This window comes from Pseudomonas sp. CFII64 (assembly GCF_000416235.1).
In the GTDB taxonomy this organism is placed as follows: Bacteria; Pseudomonadota; Gammaproteobacteria; order Pseudomonadales; family Pseudomonadaceae; genus Aquipseudomonas.
In genome coordinates this window covers 119,735-142,777 of record NZ_ATLO01000036.1, presented here as the reverse complement: position 1 = coordinate 142,777, position 23,043 = coordinate 119,735, and the positions used below count along the sequence as shown (strand labels likewise).

Sequence of the window (23,043 nt, the reverse complement as noted above, 5' to 3'; positions counted from 1 at the left end):
TGCCCACTGTATGCGCCACATGGCCTACTCTATAGAGCCAAGAAGTGCAAAAACGACTAGGCCATGCGATGAATAAATCCTTGCCCGACACAACCCCGGACGCGCCCCTGTATCGGCAGATCTATTTGCGCTTTCGCCAGTCCATTGCCGATGGCCACCTCAAGCCCGGGGATCGAGTGCCATCGGTGCGCGCGCTGGCCGCCGAACTGAACCTGGCGCGCGGCACGGTAGAAACCGCTTATCAGCTATTGATCAGCGAAGGTTACCTGCTCGCCCGTGGACCGGCCGGCACGGTGGTTTCGCAACTGGTTGACGCTGTGGCTGGCGCGCCGCCCACCCGCCCCGCTCGCGAACCGCAGCCTGCTGTCGTGCATCCCGGCACTGCGTCCTTGCCATTGCAGATGGGAATGCCCGCGCTGGACGCGTTTCCGCGCAAACTCTGGAATCGGCTGGCCAGCCGCACATTGCGCCAAGGCGGGCTGGACGCACTCAACTATCCCGACAGCCACGGCGATCTGGCGCTGCGCACCGCGCTGGCGGGGTATCTGGGGATTTCGCGGGGTATCAATTGCCTGCCGGAACAGATCTTCATTTGTGCAGGCTATCGCGGCTGTCTGGATCTGATCTGCCGCAGCCTGATGCACAAAGACGATCACTGCTGGTTCGAAGATCCCGGCTATTTCATGGCCCACCAGTTTCTCGGCGAAGCGGGCATGCAACTGGTCCCGGTGCCGGTGGACAGCGATGGCCTGATAGTCGAGGCCGGCATCCAGCGCGCACCCGATGCACGCTTTGCCGTGGTCACGCCCACGCATCAGAGCCCGCTGTGCGTTTCACTGTCGTTGAATCGCCGCCAGGCGCTGTTGGACTGGGCCAATCGCCAGGACAGCTGGATCATCGAGGACGATTACGACAGCGAATACCGTTACAAAGGTCGGCCGATTCCAGCGCTCAAGAGCCTGGACGAACACGGCCGGGTTTTGTACTGCGGCACCTTCAGCAAGGTGCTGGTGCCCGGCTTGCGCCTTGCGTACCTGGTGGTGCCCGAGGCGCAGGTCAACCGGTTCCGCAAAATGGCCGACGACATGCATAACCATTGCCCGCAACTCTGGCAATCCACCGTCGCCACCTTTATCGAGCAAGGCCACTTCTCCCGGCATCTGAAAAAGATGCGCAGCCTCTATGCCCATCGGCGAATGTTGCTGACCCAGGCACTGAGCGTCAGGCTGGGCATGCAGCTGTCGGTGAACCTCCAGTTAGGCGGCATGCACCTGTGCGCCGATCTGAAAGAAGGCCTGAACGATCAAGTCATCGCCGCTGCGGCAAGGCGGGCCGGGCTTGGGGTTCAGGCATTGTCCGACTGGCACCTCACCTCACCCGCCCAACGCGGGCTGTTGATGAGTTTTACCAACGTGACCAGCGAGGCTCAGGCAGCGGAACTGGCTGAGCGGTTGGCGGGGGTGATTGATGAATGTGGGAAGTTATCCATAAACAACCCCTGACTGTAGAAGCTGGTAGCTGTGGATAACCGGGCCTGACCTGCGACTAGCCAAGCCCGAACCGCTTGCGAGGAAATCCGGTTTCGTCCGGGAACCCCATCGCCTTGAAAGTGCATCCTGGCATATCTGGCTTTGTATCGATGAGATCGGCGACGTCGTTGATCCAGGTCGAGCCTGGTGCGAATTTCTGCAGCAAAAACCACATGACCGCGACCAACCCGTACAGCCGCGTAAGCGCTTGTTGGTCCAGTCCCAGCTTCTGAAAATAAGGGTCAGCAGAAACCCCCAACGGATTGGGAGACGCCTGATTCCATATGCGCGCATGGTGCGCACATCGGTTACGCAGATGGCTGGTCTGCTGCATCCATCGGCTCAGTATCCTGGCGTTGTCTAAACCAAGGCGGGCGACGATAAGGTTCTGATACTTATGACTCAGCAGCTCAAAAAACTCCGAGAGGTCACCGAAGTCCCACGCCTCGACCGCGACCCAAACAGGGATCGACTTGCCTGAGCGCAAGTGCCACTGGATGCAATCCTCTCTACTGCGCACGATGTGCGACTGCTGTTTCTGACTCCATTCTGTCCACTTGTTGCGCAGATTGCCGCGACCATCAGTGTAGGTTTGCGTCCACTTGCGCAGGACGAACTTCGCATTGGTGTAGGCCATGGGGTCGTGATACCCGACCTCGTGAGCCATGACGGTCTTGAGGTGGACTTCCAGACGTTCGATTGCATCCAGCATGAGCATTCGCAACTGTTTATCGAACTTGTAAACGCCAACCGCTGCGTCGAAAGCGGTGGCAGCGTGGAACGTGTCCAGACGCAGCGGCTTGCCGGTTACCTCGCACAATTCCTGCTGCTGGCCGCTCATCTTGAACTCGCGCGCCGGATACCAGAATCCGCTGAGACGGTAATAACCCAGCTGCGCAAGCTTACGCTCAGCACGCAATGGATCATCGATTTGCATACCCCGATTGGCCAGCAGCGTAACCAGATCAGGATAGGTACAGAACGGTTTTGGAGGGGATAACGCAGGCAACTTCCATGTCCCAGAAATAAGAAGGCCCAAACGTAATGCCGGACTAAGCCAGCACCAGAGGATCGGGCGCAATTGCGACGAATATTGCCGGGACCTAACGGCTATGTCAACGGCGCGTCACGGATGAATCCGCAAAAAAGGTTGCACAAAAATTCATGACTCGCTGTGGATAACTTATTCCACAGTCACCGACTTGGCCAGGTTGCGCGGCTGATCGACGTCCGTTCCCTTGAGCACTGCGACGTAATACGAGAGCAGTTGCAGCGGGATCGTGTAGAGGATCGGCGACAGTGCATCGATGATGTGCGGCATGGCGATCACGTGGGTGCCTTCGCCGTTGGTCATGCCGGCTTGTTCGTCAGCGAACACGATCAATTCGCCGCCACGCGCGCGGACTTCCTGCAGGTTCGATTTGAGTTTTTCCAGCAGCTCGTTGTTTGGCGCAACGGTGACCACTGGCATGTCGCTGTCCACCAGCGCCAACGGGCCATGCTTGAGCTCGCCAGCCGGGTAGGCTTCGGCGTGGATGTAGGAAATCTCCTTGAGCTTGAGCGCGCCTTCCATCGCCACCGGGAATTGCGCGCCACGACCGAGGAACAGCGTGTGATTCTTCTCGGCAAACAACTCGGCCACTTTCTCGATGGTGTGATCCATGGCCAACGCTTCACCCAGACGAGTCGGCAGACGCCGCAGCTCTTCGACCAGTTCGGCTTCGACGCCTGCGCCTAACGTACCCTGCACCTGGCCCAGCGACAGCGTCAGCAACAGCAGGCCGACCAATTGCGTGGTGAAGGCTTTGGTGGACGCGACGCCGATTTCCGGCCCGGCCTGAGTCAGCAGGGTCAGATCCGACTCACGCACCAGCGAACTGATGCTGACGTTGCAGATCGCCAGACTGGCCAGGAAGCCCAGCTCCTTGGCATTGCGCAGCGCAGCCAGCGTATCGGCGGTTTCGCCGGACTGGGAGATGGAGACGAAGAGCGTGTCCGGCTGGACCACGACCTTGCGATAGCGGAACTCACTGGCCACTTCGACCTGACACGGAATGCCCGCCAGCCCTTCCAGCCAGTAACGCGCCACCATACCGGCGTGGTAACTGGTGCCACAGGCGACGATCTGCACATTACGAACTTTGGCGAACAACTCGGCGGCCTGCGGGCCAAAGGCCTGAACCAACACCTGCTGCTGCCCCAGACGACCTTCAAGCGTGCGTTGCACAACTTTTGGCTGCTCGTGGATTTCCTTGAGCATGAAGTGACGGAACGCGCCCTTGTCAGCAGCTTCCGCACCTTCACGGTACTGGACGACTTCACGTTCTACCGGCAGGCCGTCGACGGCCCAGATCTGCACGCTGTCGCGACGAATCTCGGCGATGTCGCCTTCTTCCAGGTACATGAAGCGGTCAGTGACCTGGCGCAGGGCCATCTGGTCGGAGGCGAGGAAGTTTTCGCCAAGGCCCAGACCGACCACCAACGGGCTGCCACTGCGGGCGGCCAGCAGACGATCCGGTTGTTTCGCGCTGACCACGGCCAGACCGTAAGCGCCATGCAGTTCCTTGACTGCCGCTTTCAGGGCGACGGTCAGGTCCGGCGTGTCCTTGAGCTTGTGGGCCAGCAAGTGAACGATGACTTCGGTATCGGTATCGGAAACGAACACATAGCCGAGCCCCTTGAGGCGCTCACGCAGGGCTTCGTGGTTTTCGATGATGCCGTTGTGAACAACCGCCAGTTCCTCGCCGGAGAAATGGGGGTGGGCGTTGCGTTCGCAAGGCGCGCCGTGAGTCGCCCAACGGGTGTGCGCGATGCCAAGACGGCCTACCAGCGGCTCTCCGGCCAAGGCCTGCTCCAGCTCGCTGACCTTGCCTGAGCGACGACGGCGCTCAAGCACACCGGCGTTGCTGAAGACAGCGACACCGGCGCTGTCATAGCCGCGGTATTCCAGGCGTTTCAGGCCTTCGAGCAAGATGGCGGTGATATTACGTTCCGCGACGGCACCAACGATTCCACACATAAGTTTTCTCCTAGCTGACGGCGGCGCAAATCAACGTTATGCCGCGGGCTTCAATCTGTTCGCGTGCCTCAATGGGCAGGCGATCATCGGTAATCAGGGTGTGGACGCTGCTCCAGGGCAGCTCCAGATTGGGTATCTTGCGTCCAACTTTGTCGGCTTCGACCATCACCACCACTTCTCGGGCCACTTCAGCCATCACCCGGCTCAAACCCAGCAATTCGTTGAAGGTGGTGGTGCCACGATTCAGATCGATGCCATCGGCACCGATGAATAGCTGATCGAAATCGTAGGAACGCAGCACTTGCTCGGCGACCTGGCCCTGAAAGGACTCGGAATGCGGGTCCCAGGTGCCGCCGGTCATCAACAACACCGGCTCGTGTTCCAGCTCGGACAGAGCGCTGGCGACATGCAGCGAGTTGGTCATCACCACCAGGCCCGGCTGCAGGCCCAGTTGCGGAATCATCGCTGCGGTGGTGCTGCCACTGTCGATGATGATTCGCGCGTGCTCGCGAATCCTGGTAACGGCAGCACGGGCGATGGCCTGCTTGTATTTCGAGACTGGCTGACCGCTTTCGGTGATCAGCTCTTGCGGCAACGTGACCGCACCGCCGTAACGACGCAGCAGTAAGCCGTTGCTTTCGAGCGCAGTCAGATCCTTGCGAATCGTAACCTCGGAAGTTTCGAAGCGTTTCGCCAGTTCATCCACACTGACCTCGCCCTGCTCGTTGAGCAAGGCGATGATGTTGTGGCGACGCTGGGGAGTATTGCGTTTCGATATGGACACGGTTTTGTTTCGTTTCGAAAGATAACGAAGGCAATCAAAACCTATTGCGCAAAAAAAAACAAGCCGTAGGAGCGGATTTATCCGCGAGGCGTTACGAACAGGTGCCGGGTTTTGCCAATCTCCCCGGCACCCTCCCAGATAAATCCGGTCCTACGATTTCTTGATCTTCACCGGACGTTTCCAGCCTTCGATGTTGCGCTGGCGAGCGCGGGCGACGGCGAGTTGCGACTTATCCACATCCTGGGTGATGGTCGACCCGGCGGCGGTGTTCGAGCCATCGCCAATACTCACAGGCGCAATCAGTGAGTTGTTGGAGCCGATGAACACGTCTTCACCAATCAGGGTCTGGTGCTTGTTGGCCCCATCGTAGTTAACCGTAATGGTGCCGGCGCCGATGTTGGTACGGGCACCAATCACGGTATCGCCAAGGTAGGTCAGATGGCCGGCTTTCACGCCTTCGCCCAGATGGGCATTCTTCAGCTCGACGAAGTTACCCACATGCGCCTTGGCTTCCAGCACGCTCCCCGGACGCAGACGGGCGAACGGACCAGCATCGCTGCCCTCACCCATGATCGCGCCGTCGATATGGCTGTTGGCCTTGATGACGACGCCTTTGCGTAGAGTGCTGTCCTTGATCACGCAGTTCGGGCCGATCTCCACGTTGTCTTCGATAATCACCCGGCCTTCGAGGATCACGTTGATATCAATCAGCACGTCGCGACCTACGGTCACTTCGCCGCGCACGTCAAAACGCGCCGGGTCACGCAAGGTCACGCCTTGCGCCATCAAGCGGCGGGCTTCGCGCAATTGATAGTGACGCTCCAGTTCCGCCAGCTGCTTGCGGTCGTTGGCGCCCTGCACTTCCATGGCGTCGTGGGGCTGCTCGGTCGCCACCACCAGGCCGTCGCCGACCGCCATGGCGATCACGTCCGTCAGGTAGTACTCGCCTTGGGCATTGTTGTTCGACAGCCGTCCCAGCCAGTCAGCCAGGCGCTTGCCCGGTACCGCCAGAATTCCGGTGTTGCCTTCGGTAATCGCTTTCTGGGCGTCGGTTGCGTCTTTGTGCTCGACGATGGCACAGACACGATTCTGCTCGTCCCGCACGATGCGACCATAACCGGTCGGATCGTCGAGGTTGACGGTCAGCAGACCCAGCTGCTCGGCGTTGACCTGTTTCAGCAGACGTCGAAGGGTTTCCACTTCAATAAGTGGCACATCGCCGTAAAGGATCAGCACGTTCTCGGCAGTCAGCTCCGGCAGCGCCTGTGCAACCGCGTGGCCGGTACCCAGTTGCTTGTCCTGCATCACAAAGTTCAAGTCATCTGCCGCCAGACGCTCACGCACGACATCCGCGCCATGCCCGATCACGACATGGATACGCTGCGGCGCAAGCTGGCGGGCGCTGTGGATAACATGCCCGAGCATGGAGTCGCCAGCGACCGGATGCAGAACCTTGGGCAGGGCCGAACGCATGCGAGTGCCTTGGCCGGCGGCGAGAATAACGATATCGAGAGACATGAGGGCTTCCAACTGAGCGAGCCGCGAACCCGTGAATCCGGGTGGGCTGATCCTGAAAAAAGAAAAAGGGTAGCCGAGGCTACCCTTTTACTCAATCGCGCAGAATGACGACGGGGTTAGCCGCCGTACTTCTTGCGAATTTGCTGAACGGTACGCAGCTGGGCTGCGGCCTCGGCCAGACGAGCGGTTGCAGATCCGTAATCGAAATCCGCGCCCTTTTCGTGCAGAGCTTTCTCGGCGGCCTTTACGGCGGCCTGAGCAGAGGCTTCGTCCAGGTCATCAGCGCGTTGCACAGTGTCGGCAAGCACCTTGACCATGTTCGGTTGAACCTCGAGGAAACCACCCGAGATGTAATACACCTCAGCTGCTCCGCCCTGCTTGATCAAGCGGATCGGACCTGGTTTCAGATCAGTGATCAGCGGCGCGTGACCTGGAGCGATACCGATATCACCCAGGTTGCCGTGCGCAATCACCATCTCGACCAGACCGGAGAAAATTTCTCCTTCCGCGCTGACGATATCGCAATGGACTGTCATAGCCATTTGCTTGCCTCGACCTGATTAGCGCCCGTTGCCGGGCGCTGGGATTACAGTTTCTTGGCTTTCTCGATCGCTTCTTCGATGCCGCCGACCATGTAGAACGCTTGTTCTGGCAAGTGGTCGTAGTCACCGTTGAGGATGCCTTTGAAGCCGGCAATGGTGTCTTTCAGGGAAACGTATTTACCCGATGCACCAGTGAAGACTTCAGCCACGAAGAACGGTTGCGACAGGAAGCGCTGGATCTTACGAGCACGGTTAACCAACTGTTTGTCGGTCTCCGACAGCTCGTCCATACCCAGGATCGCAATGATGTCCTTCAGTTCTTTGTAGCGCTGCAACACGTACTGTACGCCGCGAGCGGTGTCGTAGTGTTCCTGGCCGATTACGTTCGGGTCCAGCTGGCGCGAAGTCGAATCCAGTGGGTCTACCGCTGGGTAGATACCCAGGGAAGCGATGTCACGGGACAGTACGACGGTTGCATCCAAGTGGGCAAACGTGGTCGCTGGCGACGGGTCAGTCAAGTCATCCGCCGGTACGTATACCGCCTGGATGGAAGTGATCGAACCGTTCTTGGTCGAAGTGATGCGCTCTTGCAGAGTACCCATCTCTTCGGCCAGGGTCGGCTGGTAACCTACTGCCGAAGGCATACGGCCCAGCAGTGCGGATACTTCAGTACCGGCCAGCGTGTAACGATAGATGTTGTCGACGAAAAGCAGAACGTCGTTACCTTCGTCACGGAATTTCTCGGCCATGGTCAGGCCGGTCAGTGCTACGCGCAGACGGTTACCCGGCGGCTCGTTCATCTGACCGTAAACCAGTGCCACTTTGTCCAGAACGTTGGAGTCCTTCATCTCGTGGTAGAAGTCGTTACCCTCACGAGTACGCTCACCCACACCGGCGAACACGGAATAACCGCTGTGCTCGATGGCGATGTTACGGATCAGTTCCATCATGTTTACGGTTTTGCCTACACCGGCACCACCGAACAGACCGACTTTACCGCCTTTGGCGAACGGGCAAACCAGGTCGATAACCTTGATGCCTGTTTCCAGCAGATCGTTGCCGCCCGCTTGCTCAGCGAAGGTTGGCGCAGGACGGTGAATGCCCCAGCGTTCTTCGGTGGCGATTGGACCGGCTTCGTCGATCGGGTTGCCCAGCACGTCCATGATCCGGCCCAGAGTCGCTTTGCCGACCGGTACGGAGATGGCTGCGCCAGAGTCTGTCACTTCCAGACCGCGCTTCAAGCCCTCGGTGGAGCCCATCGCAATGGTGCGAACCACGCCGTCGCCCAGCTGTTGCTGAACTTCCAGGGTGGTCCCTGCCGCGCTTTGAACCAACAGCGCGTTGTAGATGCTCGGTACGCTATCGCGTGGGAATTCCACGTCGATCACGGCGCCGATGATTTGAACGATACGTCCGCTACTCATTAGCTGGTTCCTCTAATATTTGAACCGTTAAACCGCGGCAGCGCCGCCGACGATTTCCGAGATCTCTTGGGTGATCGCTGCCTGACGCGCCTTGTTGTAGATCAGCTGCAAATCGCTGATCAAATCACCGGCGTTGTCTGTGGCGTTCTTCATCGCGATCATCCGCGCTGCTTGTTCAGCTGCGTTGTTCTCGACCACCGCCTGGTACACCTGCGACTCAACGTAGCGAACCATCAAGCCGTCAAGCAGCTCTTTGGCGTCCGGTTCGTAGAGATAGTCCCAGTGGTGCTTGAGTTTCTGATCCGGGGTTGCCACCAGCGGAATCAATTGCTCCACCGTTGGCTGCTGGGTCATGGTGTTGATGAACTTGTTGGACACCACGGACAGGCGATCAATACGGCCATCCAGGTAGGCATCCAGCATCACCTTGACGCTGCCGATCAAATCATTGATCGACGGCTCTTCGCCCAAGTGGCTGATCGCAGCGACGACGTTACCGCCGAAGTTGCGGAAAAATGCCGCACCTTTGCTGCCGACCACACACAGATCGATCTCTACGCCGTTTCCACGGTTTACCGCCATGTCCCTGACCAAAGCCTTGAACAGGTTGGTATTCAAGCCACCGCACAAACCACGGTCACTGCTCACTACGACATAACCGACACGCTTTACTTCGCGCTCGATCATGAACGGGTGGCGGTATTCCGGGTTGGCGTTGGCCAGATGACCAATCACCTGGCGGATGCGCTCCGCGTAAGGACGGCTAGCAGCCATGCGCATTTGAGCCTTGCGCATTTTACTGACCGCCACTTTTTCCATGGCGCTGGTGATCTTTTGCGTGCTTTTGATGCTCGCAATCTTGCTGCGAATCTCTTTTGCGCCTGCCATGTAACACCTATCAGGTTAGCAAGCGGGAGCCTTTCGGCCCCCGCTGCGGCTTACCAGGTTTGGGTGGCCTTGAACTTCTCGATACCGGCTTTCATGCCAGCGTCGATTTCGTCATTGAAGTCACCCTTCACGTTGATCTTCGCCATCAAATCGGCGTGATCGCGGTTGAAGTAAGCAATCAGCGCTTGTTCAAAGCTGCCAATCTTGGCGATTTCGATGTCGATCAGGAACCCACGCTCAGCGGCATACAGCGACAGCGCCATGTCAGCAATCGACATTGGTGCATATTGCTTCTGCTTCATCAGCTCGGTAACGCGCTGACCATGCTCAAGTTGCTTACGGGTCGCTTCGTCCAGGTCAGAAGCGAACTGGGCGAATGCCGCCAGTTCACGGTACTGAGCCAGAGCGGTACGGATACCACCGGAGAGCTTCTTGATGATCTTGGTCTGCGCAGCACCGCCCACACGGGATACCGAAACACCGGCGTTCACAGCCGGACGGATGCCGGAGTTGAACATGGCCGATTCCAGGAAGATCTGACCGTCGGTGATGGAAATCACGTTGGTCGGAACGAACGCGGAAACGTCGCCAGCCTGGGTTTCGATGATCGGCAACGCGGTCAGGGAACCGGTTTTGCCGGTCACTGCGCCATTGGTGAACTTCTCTACGTATTCTTCGGAAACACGCGATGCGCGTTCCAGCAGACGGGAGTGGAGATAGAACACGTCGCCTGGGTAAGCTTCACGGCCTGGTGGACGGCGCAGCAGCAGGGAAATCTGGCGGTAAGCCACTGCTTGCTTGGACAGATCGTCATAAACGATCAGCGCGTCTTCACCGCGGTCGCGGAAATACTCGCCCATGGTGCAACCCGAGTACGGTGCAAGGAACTGCAGCGCAGCGGATTCGGAAGCACTGGCAGCAACGACGATGGTGTTAGCCAACGCGCCGTTTTCTTCGAGTTTGCGAACCACGTTGGCGATGGTCGATTGTTTCTGACCAATTGCTACGTAGACGCAGAAGATGCCGCTGTCTTTCTGGTTGATGATTGCGTCGATGGCCAGAGCGGTTTTACCGATCTGACGGTCACCGATGATCAGCTCACGCTGGCCACGGCCGACTGGAATCATGGCATCGACGGCTTTGTAGCCGGTCTGCACAGGCTGGTCGACCGACTTACGCCAGATCACGCCCGGTGCAACCTTCTCGACAGCGTCAGTGATGACGTTGTTCAGAGGGCCTTTGCCGTCAACTGGGTTACCCAGTGCATCGACTACGCGGCCGAGCAGTTCCGGACCAACCGGAACTTCAAGGATGCGGCCAGTGCACTTAGCGCTCATGCCTTCAGCCAGAGTCGTGTATGCGCCCAGTACCACAGCACCTACAGAGTCTTGCTCAAGGTTCAGCGCCATACCGTAGACGCCGCCCGGAAACTCGATCATCTCGCCGTACATTACGTCGGCCAGACCGTGAATCCGCACGATGCCGTCAGATACGCTGACGACTGTGCCTTCGTTACGGGCTTGGGAGGTTACATCGAGCTTGTCGATGCGACCCTTGATGATTTCACTTATTTCGGAAGGATTGAGTTGCTGCATTGCTCTGCTGCCCCTTCAAACTCAAGATTTCAATGCTTCGGCTAGTTGCGCGAGTTTGCCGCGAACTGAGCCATCGATAACCAGGTCGCCGGCGCGGATTACGACACCACCGATCAGGGTGGCATCCTCCGCAGCGTGCAGGCGCACTTCCCGGCCGAGCCGTGCACTGAGAACCTTGGCGAGTTTGTCTTGCTGTTCTTGGTTCAATGCAAAAGCACTGGTGACATCGACATCGACTGATTTTTCCTGCTCGGCCTTGTACAGGTCAAACAGTTCGGCGATCTCCGGCAAAAGCGGGAGACGGTCGTTTTCAGCAACGATGTGGATGAAATTCTGTGCCTTGGCATCGAACTTGTCGCCACACACTTCAATAAAAGTGGTGGCCTTGTCTGCGCTCGTCAGTCGCGGGGCCTTGAGTACGCGCTGCATGGTGTCGTCTTCCGACACCGCTGCAGCCAGGCCGAGCATGGCTGACCAATTGGCCAGTTGCTGGTGAGCCTGGGCGTACTCGAAGGCAGCCTTAGCGTAAGGTCGGGCCAACGTGGTCAGTTCTGCCATGATCGCCCTCGCTTAAATTTCAGCAGCCAGTTTATTAACCAGCTCCGCGTGCGCGTTTTGATCGATTGTGGCACCCAGGATCTTCTCAGCGCCGTTGACTGCCAGGCTACCCAATTGGGCGCGCAGCGCATCTTTGACACTGTTCAGTTCCTGCTCGATCTCGGCCTGAGCCTGAGCCTTCACACGTTCAGCTTCAACGCGAGCCTGTTCCCGGGCTTCGTCGACAATCTGAGTACCGCGTTTCTTGGCTTGCTCAATGATTTCAGCTGCCTGAGCTTTTGCATCGCGCAGTTGATGACCCGCTTTCTCTTGGGCCAACTCCAGGTCGCGAGCTGCTCGGCTGGCAGCGTCCAGTCCATCCGCGATCTTCTTCTGACGTTCGTGCAAAGCCGTAATGACCGGAGGCCAAACGTACTTCATGCAGAACAGCACAAAAATGAAGAACGCAACGGACTGGCCAATCAGGGTTGCATTAATGTTCACGCCAACACCTCGCTCGTTCGTTGTCCATCACACCAATCACCTCGAATATTCGAGAGATTAGCCAGCGAGTTGACCAACGAAGGGGTTCGCAAAGGTGAAGAACAGAGCGATACCAACACCGATCATGGTCACGGCGTCGAGCAGACCGGCAACGATGAACATTTTGACCTGCAGCATTGGAACCATTTCTGGTTGGCGAGCAGCGCCTTCCAGGAACTTGCCGCCCAGCAGGCCGAAACCGATTGCAGTACCCAGTGCGCCCAGGCCGATCAACAGTGCAACAGCGATAGCAGTTAGACCAACTACAGTTTCCATCTTTCCTCCCGACTTTTACGTCGTATTGGTTAGGTTTTTTAGATTAAAGCGGTAAAACAAATCGTTTCCAGCATCAGCCCTTGCGGTTACCCGCTTGCGGCTATCCTCTCGCCGAAACGAGAGGTACATCCAGACGCGCCAGGCGAGTCTTAATGGTTGTCTTCGTGAGCCATCGACAGGTAAACGATGGTCAGCATCATGAAGATGAACGCCTGCAAGGTGATGATCAGGATGTGGAAGACAGCCCACGCCCATTGCAGAACCACGCCCAGGCCGCTCAGCCAGAGCAGGCCGCTGCCGAACATGACGGCGATCAGGATAAACACCAGCTCGCCAGCGTACATGTTGCCGAACAGACGCAGTGCCAACGAAATAGGCTTGGCAATCAGAGTCACGAATTCAAGCAGGAAGTTCACCGGAATCAACAGCGCCTGAACAAAGATGTTCTTGCTGCCGAACGGGTGAAGGGTCAGTTCGCCGATGAAGCCGCCGATGCCCTTGACCTTGATACTGTAGATGATGATCAACGCAAACACCGACAGGGCCATGCCCAGGGTGGCGTTAGGGTCAGTCGTCGATACCGCACGGAACGGAATGTGAGAATCCCCGGTGATCATGATCGCCAGCTGAGGAATCCAGTCGACCGGGATAAGGTCGACGGCGTTCATCAGGAAAACCCAGACGAAAATGGTCAGTGCCAGCGGTGCAATCACCGGGCTACGACCGTGGAAGCTGTCCTTCACGCTGCCGTCGACGAACTCGACGAGCACTTCAACGAAGTTCTGCAGTGCGCCTGGTTGACCGGAAGTCGCCTTTTTTGCCGCCATGCGGAAAATCAGGACGAAGATCAGACCCAGTGCGACCGACCAGCCGAGGGTATCGACGTGGAAAGCCCAAAAACCCATTTCCTTCGCCGCGGCCGCATCGTGGGCGAAGCCCCAAGTGCCGTCCGGCAAATGACCAAAGGTCAGGTTCTGCAAGTGGTGCTGGATATAGCCCGAAGCTGTTTGCTCTGCCATGGTTGCCTCAAACGCCCTAAGGTCTCGAAAGTCTTGTTCTCATAAGCACCGGTGCGAACCAGCTGACCAGTTGGGTCAGCATGAAGACGCCGAATACAGCCAGCGGCGCCAATGGCTTCACACCTGCGAACGTCAGTGCAAACAGCACTGCCGTCAAAATCAGTTTGCCCGCCTCGCCGGCATAAAAAGACCGGACAATGGCTTGCGCTGCTCTAGCCCCGGTGAACCGGAAAGCCTTGTGAGCGAAATACAAATTGGGGAGCCAAGCTATCAGGCCTCCGCACAGCCCTGAGTATCCAGCTACGACCCCATGCCACTGCCAAAGCGCCAAAGCTGCCAGCAGCAGGACAATAAATTGAGCAAGCAGTACCGGAAAAACCGCCAGGCGATGGAACGGCAAGCGGTTTGGCATGCGTGATTCCATCACAATTGCTCCTGATGCGTCGGCCGCCAAAATCAATAACTTGGCATAAAATGTGCCGACAAAATGCGCGCAGAGTATAGGGGCGCTTAAGCCCCTATTCAACCGTCAGGTAGTGATTTCCGACTACACGCTACACAGCAATTGTTTCAGCGGATGTGTGCGAGTACGCCCTGAAGCTCATCCAGTGAGTTATATCGGATAACCAATTGACCTTTTCCCTTCTGCCCGTGGCGTATTTGCACCGCGGAGCCCAGCCGCTCGGCCAATCGCTGTTCCAGGCGGCTGATGTCCGGATCGGTTTTTACCGGTTCCGCAGCGGCCGGTTTGCCGCTCAGCCACTGGCGAACCAGGGCCTCGGTCTGACGCACCGTCAGGCCACGTGCGACAACGTGTCGCGCCCCTTCGACCTGCCGGTCTTCCGGCAAACCCAGCAAAGCTCGGGCATGACCCATTTCCAGATCGCCATGGGACAGCATGGTCTTGATGACTTCCGGCAACGCAATCAGACGCAGCAGGTTGGCCACGCTGACGCGGGACTTGCCCACCGCGTCGGCGACTTGCTGCTGGGTAAGCTGGAACTCCTGCTGCAAACGCTGCAGGGCGACCGCTTCCTCGATGGGATTGAGGTCTTCACGCTGAATATTCTCGATCAGCGCCATGGCGATGGCCGTTTCGTCCGGCACATCGCGCACCATCGCCGGAATGGTTTCCATCCCCGCCTGCTGGCTGGCACGCCAGCGGCGCTCACCGGCAATGATTTCAAAACGGTTGTCGGCAAGCGGCCGCACCACGATGGGCTGCATCACGCCTTGGGCCTTGATCGACTGGGCCAGCTCTTCGAGGGCTTGCGGGTCCATGTCGCGGCGCGGTTGATATTTGCCCCGCTGGATCAGGTCCAGCGGTACGTGCTGCAATTCGCGCTGATCGGCCTTGACGGCCTGTTCTTCCAGCGAACTGACGGTTGGACTGCTCAGAAGTGCGTCCAGCCCACGTCCGAGACCTCGTTTCTTGACGGCCATGGGATTCCCTTAAGTTGGCTGAGCTGTGCGCGTAGTGCGCCGTTGACGACGGACCATTTCCCCGGCCAGAGCCAGGTAGGCCAGCGCACCGCGCGATGACTTGTCATACGCCAGCGCCGGCATGCCGAAACTCGGTGCCTCGGCCAGACGGATGTTGCGCGGAATCACCGTGTCGTACAGCTGCTCGCCAAAGTGTTCCTTGAGCTGGGCAGAAACGTCGTTGATCAGGCTCAGGCGAGGGTCATACATGGTTCGCAACAGGCCTTCGATTTTCAACTGCGGGTTGAGCAGTTCGCCAATGCGCTTGATGTTATCCACAAGGTCACTGAGCCCTTCGAGGGCAAAGTATTCGCATTGCATGGGGATAATTACCCCGTCGGCTGCAACCAGAGCGTTCAACGTGAGCATCGACAACGACGGCGGACAGTCGATGAGGATGTAGTCGTAGTTCTCGCGGATCGGCGCCAGCGCATTGCGCAGGCGACTTTCCTTCATCTGCATTTCCAGCAGATTGACTTCCGCAGCCGTAAGGTCGCGGTTGGCCGGCAACAGCTGATAACCGCCATGCTCGGAAAACTGCATGGCCTGCACCAGATCACATTCGCCGATCAGTACGTCGTAAATGGAGTTTTCCAACCCGTGTTTATCCACACCGCTACCCATCGTAGCGTTGCCTTGCGGGTCGAGATCGATCAACAGAACGCGGCGCTTGGTCGCGACCAGTGACGCTGCGAGGTTGATGCAGGTGGTGGTTTTGCCCACACCGCCCTTTTGGTTCGCTATCGCGAATACCTTAGCCATTCTTGCTTGTGTTCCCCGTCATGCCGTGCGGCGCAGTATCAGCAGATGGCGTTGGCCTTGGCAACCTGGAACGGTCAAGGCTTGTGCGCTATCGAGGTAAAAATCTGCCGGTAATGCTACCAGCTCATCGGCAGGATGCAGCCCTTTCATCGCCAGCCATCGCGTATCGGTGTCACCCATGTGTCGGGTCCACCCGGTAAAGTCCTCGAGGCTGCTGAACGCCCGGGAAACAATCCCGGTAAACGGTACTGCGGGCTGATACGACTCTGCACGGCTGTGGATAACTTCCAGATTGTCGAGCTTGAGCTCAAGTTTAACCTGGGTCAGAAATCGTGTTTTCTTGCCATTGCTGTCCAGCACGGTGACTTTCATCTCCGGAAACAGGATAGCCAATGGAATGCCAGGCATGCCGCCGCCACTGCCGACATCGAGCCAACGCGGGCCTTCGATGAAGGGGACGACGCTCAGGCTGTCGAGCAAATGCCGCGAAACCATCTCGTCTGGATTACGCACCGCAGTGAGATTGTAGGCCTTGTTCCACTTGATCAGCAGCGCCAGGTAAGCCAGCAGCTGGTTGTGCTGGCCCTCGCTGAGGGTAACACCCAGCTGTTGGGCGCCACGGGACAACTCTTCGGCGTGTTGCGGGGTGACCATAGAACTCAAGCGCTTTGCTCCAACTGACGGCCCGCGCCGCGTTTTTTCAAATGAATCATCAACAGGGAAATCGCCGCCGGGGTAACGCCGGGGATGCGTGAAGCCTGTCCGAGGGTTTCCGGCCGGGTTATCCCCAGCTTGCTCTGAATTTCTTTCGACAGGCCGGAAATGCCGGTGTAGTCGATGTCTTCCGGAAGTTTAGTGTCTTCACTGGCCCGCAACCGGGCAATCTCGTCCTGCTGACGGTCGATGTATCCGGCGTACTTGGCCTTGATCTCGACCTGTTCGGCCACTTGTGGATCCAGGCAGCCATCACCAGTGATCGACACCAGACTGGCGTAATCGATTTCCGGACGGGTCAGCAGGTTGAGCAGATTGTATTCGTGGGTCAGCGGCGTACCGAAATGGTTGGCAATCGCTTCGCCCTGTTCGGTGCCGGGACGAACCCAGGTACTTTTCAGACGCTGCTCTTCGCGCTCGATGCTTTCGCGCTTGGTGCAGAATGCGGCCCAGCGCTGATCATCGACCAGACCCAACTCGCGGCCCTTCTCGGTCAGACGCAGATCGGCGTTGTCTTCACGCAGGATCAAACGGTATTCCGCCCGGGAGGTGAACATCCGGTACGGTTCCTGAGTTCCCAGGGTAATCAGGTCGTCGACCAGCACGCCGATGTACGCCTCGTCCCGTCGCGGACACCAGCTTTCCTTGCCTTGGGCACGCAGTGCAGCGTTGGCTCCGGCCAGCAAACCCTGGGCTCCGGCTTCTTCGTAACCGGTCGTGCCGTTGATCTGCCCAGCGAAGAACAGACCGCCGATGACCTTGGTTTCCAGGCTGTATTTCAGGTCGCGAGGGTCGAAATAGTCGTATTCGATGGCATAGCCGGGACGCACGATATGGGCGTTTTCCATTCCGCGAATCGAGCGCACCACTTGCAGCTGAACGTCGAACGGCAGGGAAGTGGAAATGCCGTTTGGATACAGCTCGTGGGTGTTCAGCCCTTCCGGCTCGATGAAGACCTGATGGCTTTCCTTGTCGGCAAAGCGGTGGATCTTGTCTTCGATCGATGGGCAATAGCGCGGGCCGACGCCTTCGATGATTCCCGAATACATCGGCGAACGATCAAGGTTGGCCGCAATGATTTCGTGGGTGCGGGCGTTGGTATGGGTGATCCAGCAACTGACCTGGGCCGGATGCTGTTCCCTGGAGCCCATGAACGACATGACCGGAATCGGCGTATCGCCCGGTTGCTCGGTCATCACCGAAAAATCTACCGAACGACCGTCGATGCGCGGCGGCGTACCGGTTTTCAGGCGACCAACGCGCAGCGGCAATTCACGTAAGCGTTGTGCCAGGGCAATCGACGGCGGATCACCGGCGCGACCACCCGAGTAATTCTGCATTCCGATGTGGATAAGTCCACCGAGGAAGGTGCCAGTGGTCAACACAACCGAGTCGGCCATGATGCGCAGGCCCATTTGGGTCACGACACCACGTACCTGATCCTGCTCGACGATCAGATCGTCACAGGCCTGTTGAAATATCCACAGGTTCGGCTGGTTTTCGATGGCTTCACGGATCGCGGCCTTGTACAGGACGCGGTCGGCCTGAGCACGAGTAGCCCGGACTGCCGGGCCTTTACGACTGTTCAAGACGCGGAATTGAATACCACCTTTGTCCGTGGCCATCGCCATGGCGCCGCCCAAGGCGTCGATTTCCTTGACCAGATGGCTTTTACCAATGCCACCGATCGCCGGGTTGCAGCTCATCTGACCCAGCGTTTCCACGTTATGGGTCAACAGAAGGGTTTTTGCACCCATACGTGCCGACGCCAGTGCGGCCTCGGTACCGGCATGACCGCCACCGATGACGATCACTTCAAAACGGGAAGGGAAATCCACCACGCACCTCGTGCCTGTTGTAGATGGGAATTTGGGATAGCTGACAAGTATAGGGACTTCACCCCCCTGAAAGGAACCCGTTGAACAAAATTTAACCAGCTGTGGAAAACTCTCAGATATAGAAATTAAAAGAGAGAAGATTTATAGAATCTTTGTTTTTATGTTTATTTCTACTGAGCACATTTTCTGTGGATAGAATCCTACAGGCTATATAAATCAATGTGTACAGAGATTCAAAAGTCTGTGGTCATGTGCCAGTGAGGGGTTGGGATAACCGCCGTGAGCCTGTGGATTAAAACGGTACTTGTCCACAGGCGGGTTTTTCCTCAGGTTTAACCCCCGCTTATCAACCGAGCTAAAGGTGCGTTATGCACAGGGCTTATGGGTGAAATTCTTTGAAATTGGCTGAAAAAATCTGTCTGGACGAGCGGGCGGTTAGCGAGATTTTCTCCAAGAGGCTCGAATTAATCCTGAAAAATGCCGGTAAAGGCGCTCTTGTGAGTTCCAGAAACAAAAGCTAATAATAGGCATTATCATTAACTCGCTCTCTTCCTATGTCCTCTCAATCCCACACGACCGCAGTCCAGCGCATTTATGAGCAGCATCATTCGTGGTTGCATGGCTGGCTCAAAGGCAAGCTGTCCAACACGAGCGATGCTGCCGATCTGGCTCAGGATACGTTTGTGCGAATTCTCGGCTCGGCCAATGCAGCGCAGATCCGTGAACCTCGGGATTACTTGGCGACCATCGCCAGAGGGCTGGTTATAGATCGATATCGACGACGGGCCATTGAGCAGGCTTACCTGCAATCCCTGGCTGCACGACCGGAACTCACGGTCATCAGTGAAGAAGACAAGGCACTGATCATCGAAACGCTGGTGGCTGTGGATAAAACCCTCGCAGGCCTTGGCCCGCGGGTTCATCGCATATTTATGCTGTCGCAGATCGATGGTCTGACTTATCAACAGATCGCCGAGCAACTGCAGGTTTCCTTGACCACGGTGAAGAAGCACATGATTCGCGCATTTACCGAATGCTCGATGCTCCTGGCGGGGCTGGCATGATCAATATGCCGGATCGCAAGGTCTTTCAGGCGGCCGCCAGTTGGTACGTGCAGTTTCAGGTGGAGCCGCCGACGCCAGCCGAGCAGCACGCCTGGCAGCAATGGCTGGACAGTGATCCCGCCCATCAGGCGGCGTGGAACCAGATGGAGCAACTGCAACGCGGGCTTGGCGCGTTACCGCCCGATCTGGCGCGGCGCGCGCTGTCCGAGCCGCGCCAGCGTCGAGACATTCTCAAACTGATGCTGGTGCTTGCCGGTGCCGGCTATGTGGGCTGGAATATCAAGCAGCACACCAGCCTGGGCAATGTCTGGGCGGATTACCGGACGCCTGTGGGTCAACGGCGACATATCGAATTGGCCGATGGCAGTCAGATCGAGCTGAACACCAATACCTCTGTCGATGTGGTGTTTGATGGCCAGCAGCGCTTGATTCACCTGCGCGCAGGCGAGATTTTGATCCAGACCGGTAAACGCGGCGACACCCGACCGTTTTTTGTCGAAACGCGCCAGGGACGCGTTCAGGCATTAGGTACGCGTTTCTCGGTTCGGCAACTGGATACCACGACACGAGTCGGCGTCCTGGAAGATCAGGTCAGCCTTTTACCCAAGGAGCCCGTCGGTCATCCGGTTCTGCTCACGGCGGGGGAAAGTGCAGAGTTTGACGATCATCGTGCCAATCCGGGCCGCACTTACACCCCCGCCGAAGTGGCCTGGGTTGATGGTCAACTGGTGGTGCTCAACGCCCGGCTCGGGGATCTGATTGACGAGCTGAGTCGCTATCGCCCAGGTGTCATGCACTGTGACGAGCACGCTGCTCGATTGCGCGTGTCGGGGGCGTTCCGACTCGATGCCATCGATGCGGTGCTGGCCAACCTGCAAGCGACGCTGCCGATTCGCGTCAGCCATTTCACCCGTTATTGGGTTTCGGTCAAGAGCACCGCCTGAGCAAATCTCGCGTGAAAATAAATCTATCCACAGGGTTATCTTTTTTCGGCATGGCACGGCCCTACAGGTAAACGCGAAATTCAATCCTTCAGGGCTTCAAAACCATGCGCTTTCCACCGCTCCCGCTTCCTGCTCGTCAGCGTCTTTTCCGGCAATGCTTCAGCTACAGCCTGTTGATGGCCAGCGGCGTCGGCTTCGCTTTGGCGGCGAACAGCGCCATTGCTGCCAGCGCTACGCAGAATTTCAATATCAGTGCCGGGCCGCTGGACAGCGCGTTGAGTCAGTTTGCCTCGGCGGCCAACGTGATTTTGTCGTTTTCCCCTGAGCAGACTGCCAATCGCCGCAGCTCCGGGCTGCAGGGCAACTACTCGGTTGAACAGGGTTTCGCCGTGTTGCTGCAGGGTTCCCGGTTGCAAATCGCGGCGCAGGCGCCGGGCAGTTACATCCTGCAGCCGGTCCCGGAAAACGGCTCGGTGGTGCTCGGCCCCACCAATGTGAACAGTTTTCAAGCGGATGACGCCAGTCAGGGCCGCACGCTGGATGTCGGCTACAAGGCCGAAAAGAGCCGCATCGGCACCAAAACCGATACGCCGCTGTCGGAAACGCCGCGTTCGGTGTCCGTGGTTACCAGCCAGCGCATGAAAGATCAGAAGACCCAAACCCTAACCGAAGCGCTCGGTTATGTGCCGGGCATTTTTGCGCCGCCCTTTGCGGCTGGGGATAACCTGGCGGGCGATCTGTTTTTCATTCGCGGTTTCAACGCTACGGATTATGGCTACGGCCTGCTGCGCGACGGTTTGCGCGTTCAGGGCAATCGTTATGACACCACGACCGAGCCTTATGGTCTGGAGCGGGTCGAGGTGTTTCGCGGGCCTTCTTCGATCCTGTACGGCGAAAACGCGCCGGGCGGGCTGGTCAATGTGGTCAGCAAACGCCCGACTGCCATCGCCCAGGGCGAAGTTCAGCTCAGTTATGGCTCGAACAATCGCCGTCAACTGGGTGTGGATATCTCCGGTCCGCTGGACGACAGCGGCAATATTCTGGGTCGCGTGGTCATGATGGGCCGCAACGCTGATACCCAAACCGATCACGTGCCGGATGACCGCATCTACATCGCGCCATCCATGACCCTGAACTTTGACGACTACAACACCCTGACCTTGCTGACTCACTATCAGAAGGATCACACCAACATGGAGCTTGGCCTGCCCGCCTCCGGCACCTTGCTGCGTAATCCCAATGGCAAACTGGACAAGGACACCATGCTTGGCGTTCCGGACTGGAACACCTTCGAGCGCGAAACCTGGAGTGCCGGCTATGAGTTCAGCCACAGCTTCAACGACGATTGGCAATTCCGACAGAACTCACGCTATTTGCAGTCGAGGATTACCCGTCACGAGACCTGGCCAGGCAATCTCAATAACGCGGGCTTCGGCAGCTTGTTGAACGTCACCGCTTACGACCGTTACAACAAGTCGATGGTGTATTCGCTGGATAACCAACTTGAAGGCAAATTCAATGCGGGCGGCCTGGAAAATACCGTCTTGTTCGGCGCCAGTTTTGACCGCACTTCATTCAGCCAGGACTGGGATGCCGGTTCGGCGGGACGCATCAATATTTTCAACCCGATTTATACACAGGACCCCGTCACCTCAATCGCTGTGCAAAACACCCTGCTCGAACAGCAAATGCAGGGTTTGTATGCGCAGATCCAGAGTAAGTACGACAACTGGATTTTCCTGTTGGGCGGGCGTCAGGATTGGGTCGAGAGTGATTTTCGCAACAAACTGGCGCCGGCCGGCGGTATTCACTCCAACGATCAGAAATTCACCTATCAAGGTGGGGTGATGTATCAGTTCGACAACGGCCTGACGCCGTATGTCAGCTATTCCACCGCATTCGTCCCGGTGCAGCAGATTTCCAATGGCGGCTCGCCGCTGGACCCGATTACCAGCGAACAATATGAAGTGGGTTTGAAATACGAACCGGCGGGTTGGAACACCACCATGACGGCATCGGTTTTCGACCTGCGCAAAAAAGACGACACCTACTTCGATTCGACCAGTGCCAGCTACCGGCAAGTGGGCGAAAGCCGTTCCAAGGGTGTTGAGCTGGAGGTCAACAGCGATATCAATCGCAACCTGAATCTGACCGCCTCGTACACCTACACCGATGCGCGGGTGATCAAGGACACCGCAGGCTCGTTGATCGAAGGCCATCAAATCACCGGGGTGCCGCGCAATCAGGCGTCGGCCTGGGCCAAATACCGCTTTCTTGACGGCTATCTCAACGGACTACACGTTGGCGGTGGTATTCGCTACTTCGACAGCACCTTTGCCTACACAGCGAGTTCGCTGTACGGCAAGCTTGATGCAGGCGACGTGACGTTGGTGGATGCGGCAATTGGATATCAGATCGACAAGAACTGGTCGGTGGACCTGAATGCCAAGAACCTCTTCGACAAGGAATATGTATCGGGCTGTAACGATGCCGGTCGCTGCTATTGGGGGGACAGCCGAACCCTGCTCGGTTCGGTGAGCTACAACTGGTAAACCTGTGGATAAG

General features: G+C 57.7%; 21 protein-coding genes. 4 read left to right on the top strand and 17 right to left on the bottom strand.

Features of this window, described 5'->3' with window-relative positions:
* Positions 1–68: 68 nt before the first annotated feature.
* Entirely contained in the window at positions 69–1,502 is a 1,434-nt protein-coding gene (locus CFII64_RS17040) for a PLP-dependent aminotransferase family protein (RefSeq protein WP_020292053.1), read from the top strand.
* Positions 1,503–1,545: 43 nt separating this feature from the next.
* On the opposite strand, the gene CFII64_RS17035 is transcribed toward CFII64_RS17040, so the two are convergent.
* From CFII64_RS17035 to mnmG, 17 genes are all read right to left on the bottom strand, one after another.
* Positions 1,546–2,466 (bottom strand): Abi family protein, encoded by a 921-nt coding sequence (locus CFII64_RS17035; RefSeq protein ID WP_020292052.1) that lies wholly within the window; start codon positions 2,464–2,466, stop codon positions 1,546–1,548.
* Between the two features lie 246 nt (positions 2,467–2,712).
* On the bottom strand, positions 2,713–4,548 hold the full coding sequence (glmS, locus tag CFII64_RS17030; protein WP_020292051.1) for a glutamine--fructose-6-phosphate transaminase (isomerizing): 1,836 nt from the start codon (positions 4,546–4,548) through the stop codon (positions 2,713–2,715).
* A gap of 10 nt (positions 4,549–4,558) precedes the next feature.
* Positions 4,559–5,326: a DeoR/GlpR family DNA-binding transcription regulator gene (locus CFII64_RS17025; RefSeq protein ID WP_044901459.1), complete on the bottom strand. Its 768-nt coding sequence runs from the start codon at positions 5,324–5,326 to the stop codon at positions 4,559–4,561.
* Between the two features lie 156 nt (positions 5,327–5,482).
* Complete coding sequence (gene glmU, locus CFII64_RS17020; protein WP_020292049.1) at positions 5,483–6,850, bottom strand: bifunctional UDP-N-acetylglucosamine diphosphorylase/glucosamine-1-phosphate N-acetyltransferase GlmU; 1,368 nt, start codon at positions 6,848–6,850, stop codon at positions 5,483–5,485.
* Between the two features lie 116 nt (positions 6,851–6,966).
* Positions 6,967–7,392, bottom strand: coding sequence for a F0F1 ATP synthase subunit epsilon (locus CFII64_RS17015; RefSeq protein ID WP_020292048.1), 426 nt, complete (start codon positions 7,390–7,392; stop codon positions 6,967–6,969).
* Positions 7,393–7,436: 44 nt separating this feature from the next.
* Positions 7,437–8,816 carry a F0F1 ATP synthase subunit beta gene (gene atpD / locus CFII64_RS17010; RefSeq protein ID WP_020292047.1) on the bottom strand — a complete coding sequence of 460 codons (1,380 nt, stop codon included), beginning with the start codon at positions 8,814–8,816 and terminating at the stop codon, positions 7,437–7,439.
* A gap of 27 nt (positions 8,817–8,843) precedes the next feature.
* A complete protein-coding gene (gene atpG, locus CFII64_RS17005) occupies positions 8,844–9,704 on the bottom strand; it encodes a F0F1 ATP synthase subunit gamma (protein ID WP_020292046.1) in 861 nt (286 codons plus the stop codon).
* 50 nt (positions 9,705–9,754) lie between these two features.
* Entirely contained in the window at positions 9,755–11,299 is a 1,545-nt protein-coding gene (gene atpA / locus CFII64_RS17000; RefSeq protein ID WP_020292045.1) for a F0F1 ATP synthase subunit alpha, read from the bottom strand.
* Positions 11,300–11,320: 21 nt separating this feature from the next.
* Complete coding sequence (locus tag CFII64_RS16995; RefSeq protein WP_020292044.1) at positions 11,321–11,857, bottom strand: F0F1 ATP synthase subunit delta; 537 nt, start codon at positions 11,855–11,857, stop codon at positions 11,321–11,323.
* A gap of 12 nt (positions 11,858–11,869) precedes the next feature.
* Complete coding sequence (locus tag CFII64_RS16990) at positions 11,870–12,340, bottom strand: F0F1 ATP synthase subunit B (protein ID WP_020292043.1); 471 nt, start codon at positions 12,338–12,340, stop codon at positions 11,870–11,872.
* 57 nt (positions 12,341–12,397) lie between these two features.
* Positions 12,398–12,655, bottom strand: a complete 258-nt coding sequence (gene atpE, locus CFII64_RS16985) for a F0F1 ATP synthase subunit C (protein ID WP_002555987.1) — start codon at positions 12,653–12,655, stop codon at positions 12,398–12,400.
* Positions 12,656–12,804: 149 nt separating this feature from the next.
* The gene (atpB, locus tag CFII64_RS16980; protein ID WP_020292042.1) at positions 12,805–13,674 is read right to left on the bottom strand and encodes a F0F1 ATP synthase subunit A; all 870 of its coding nucleotides are present in this window, start codon (positions 13,672–13,674) and stop codon (positions 12,805–12,807) included.
* Positions 13,675–13,690: 16 nt separating this feature from the next.
* Entirely contained in the window at positions 13,691–14,098 is a 408-nt protein-coding gene (locus tag CFII64_RS16975; RefSeq protein WP_020292041.1) for a F0F1 ATP synthase subunit I, read from the bottom strand.
* A gap of 146 nt (positions 14,099–14,244) precedes the next feature.
* Entirely contained in the window at positions 14,245–15,117 is an 873-nt protein-coding gene (locus CFII64_RS16970) for a ParB/RepB/Spo0J family partition protein (protein WP_020292040.1), read from the bottom strand.
* A 9-nt stretch (positions 15,118–15,126) separates the two neighbouring features.
* Positions 15,127–15,918 carry a ParA family protein gene (locus CFII64_RS16965; protein WP_020292039.1) on the bottom strand — a complete coding sequence of 264 codons (792 nt, stop codon included), beginning with the start codon at positions 15,916–15,918 and terminating at the stop codon, positions 15,127–15,129.
* 18 nt (positions 15,919–15,936) lie between these two features.
* Entirely contained in the window at positions 15,937–16,572 is a 636-nt protein-coding gene (gene rsmG, locus CFII64_RS16960) for a 16S rRNA (guanine(527)-N(7))-methyltransferase RsmG (protein ID WP_020292038.1), read from the bottom strand.
* Positions 16,573–16,577: 5 nt separating this feature from the next.
* Complete coding sequence (gene mnmG, locus CFII64_RS16955; RefSeq protein ID WP_020292037.1) at positions 16,578–18,470, bottom strand: tRNA uridine-5-carboxymethylaminomethyl(34) synthesis enzyme MnmG; 1,893 nt, start codon at positions 18,468–18,470, stop codon at positions 16,578–16,580.
* A 554-nt stretch (positions 18,471–19,024) separates the two neighbouring features.
* Between mnmG and CFII64_RS16950 the strand changes: the two genes are divergently transcribed.
* The 3 genes from CFII64_RS16950 to CFII64_RS16940 all read left to right on the top strand — a co-directional run bounded on the left by CFII64_RS16950 (position 19,025) and on the right by CFII64_RS16940 (position 23,030).
* Positions 19,025–19,534 (top strand): sigma-70 family RNA polymerase sigma factor, encoded by a 510-nt coding sequence (locus CFII64_RS16950; protein WP_020292036.1) that lies wholly within the window; start codon positions 19,025–19,027, stop codon positions 19,532–19,534.
* Positions 19,531–20,478 carry a FecR domain-containing protein gene (locus CFII64_RS16945; RefSeq protein WP_020292035.1) on the top strand — a complete coding sequence of 316 codons (948 nt, stop codon included), beginning with the start codon at positions 19,531–19,533 and terminating at the stop codon, positions 20,476–20,478. The genes CFII64_RS16950 and CFII64_RS16945 overlap by 4 nt, the downstream gene beginning before the upstream one ends.
* A 176-nt stretch (positions 20,479–20,654) precedes the next feature.
* Positions 20,655–23,030, top strand: a complete 2,376-nt coding sequence (locus CFII64_RS16940) for a TonB-dependent siderophore receptor (protein WP_256208107.1) — start codon at positions 20,655–20,657, stop codon at positions 23,028–23,030.
* Positions 23,031–23,043 lie beyond the last annotated feature (13 nt).

Coding starts and splice junctions, on each gene's coding strand:
- CFII64_RS17015 (WP_020292048.1), bottom strand. CDS start 7,392: ATGGCTATGACAGTCCATTGCGATATCGTCAGCGCGGAAGGAGAAATT.
- CFII64_RS16950 (WP_020292036.1), top strand. CDS start 19,025: ATGTCCTCTCAATCCCACACGACCGCAGTCCAGCGCATTTATGAGCAG.
- atpA (WP_020292045.1), bottom strand. CDS start 11,299: ATGCAGCAACTCAATCCTTCCGAAATAAGTGAAATCATCAAGGGTCGC.
- CFII64_RS16945 (WP_020292035.1), top strand. CDS start 19,531: ATGATCAATATGCCGGATCGCAAGGTCTTTCAGGCGGCCGCCAGTTGG.
- atpE (WP_002555987.1), bottom strand. CDS start 12,655: ATGGAAACTGTAGTTGGTCTAACTGCTATCGCTGTTGCACTGTTGATC.
- atpB (WP_020292042.1), bottom strand. CDS start 13,674: ATGGCAGAGCAAACAGCTTCGGGCTATATCCAGCACCACTTGCAGAAC.
- CFII64_RS16975 (WP_020292041.1), bottom strand. CDS start 14,098: ATGGAATCACGCATGCCAAACCGCTTGCCGTTCCATCGCCTGGCGGTT.
- CFII64_RS17035 (WP_020292052.1), bottom strand. CDS start 2,466: ATGCAAATCGATGATCCATTGCGTGCTGAGCGTAAGCTTGCGCAGCTG.
- CFII64_RS16940 (WP_256208107.1), top strand. CDS start 20,655: ATGGCCAGCGGCGTCGGCTTCGCTTTGGCGGCGAACAGCGCCATTGCT.
- glmS (WP_020292051.1), bottom strand. CDS start 4,548: ATGTGTGGAATCGTTGGTGCCGTCGCGGAACGTAATATCACCGCCATC.
- atpD (WP_020292047.1), bottom strand. CDS start 8,816: ATGAGTAGCGGACGTATCGTTCAAATCATCGGCGCCGTGATCGACGTG.
- CFII64_RS16995 (WP_020292044.1), bottom strand. CDS start 11,857: ATGGCAGAACTGACCACGTTGGCCCGACCTTACGCTAAGGCTGCCTTC.
- CFII64_RS16965 (WP_020292039.1), bottom strand. CDS start 15,918: ATGGCTAAGGTATTCGCGATAGCGAACCAAAAGGGCGGTGTGGGCAAA.
- glmU (WP_020292049.1), bottom strand. CDS start 6,850: ATGTCTCTCGATATCGTTATTCTCGCCGCCGGCCAAGGCACTCGCATG.
- CFII64_RS17040 (WP_020292053.1), top strand. CDS start 69: ATGAATAAATCCTTGCCCGACACAACCCCGGACGCGCCCCTGTATCGG.
- CFII64_RS16970 (WP_020292040.1), bottom strand. CDS start 15,117: ATGGCCGTCAAGAAACGAGGTCTCGGACGTGGGCTGGACGCACTTCTG.
- atpG (WP_020292046.1), bottom strand. CDS start 9,704: ATGGCAGGCGCAAAAGAGATTCGCAGCAAGATTGCGAGCATCAAAAGC.
- rsmG (WP_020292038.1), bottom strand. CDS start 16,572: ATGGTCACCCCGCAACACGCCGAAGAGTTGTCCCGTGGCGCCCAACAG.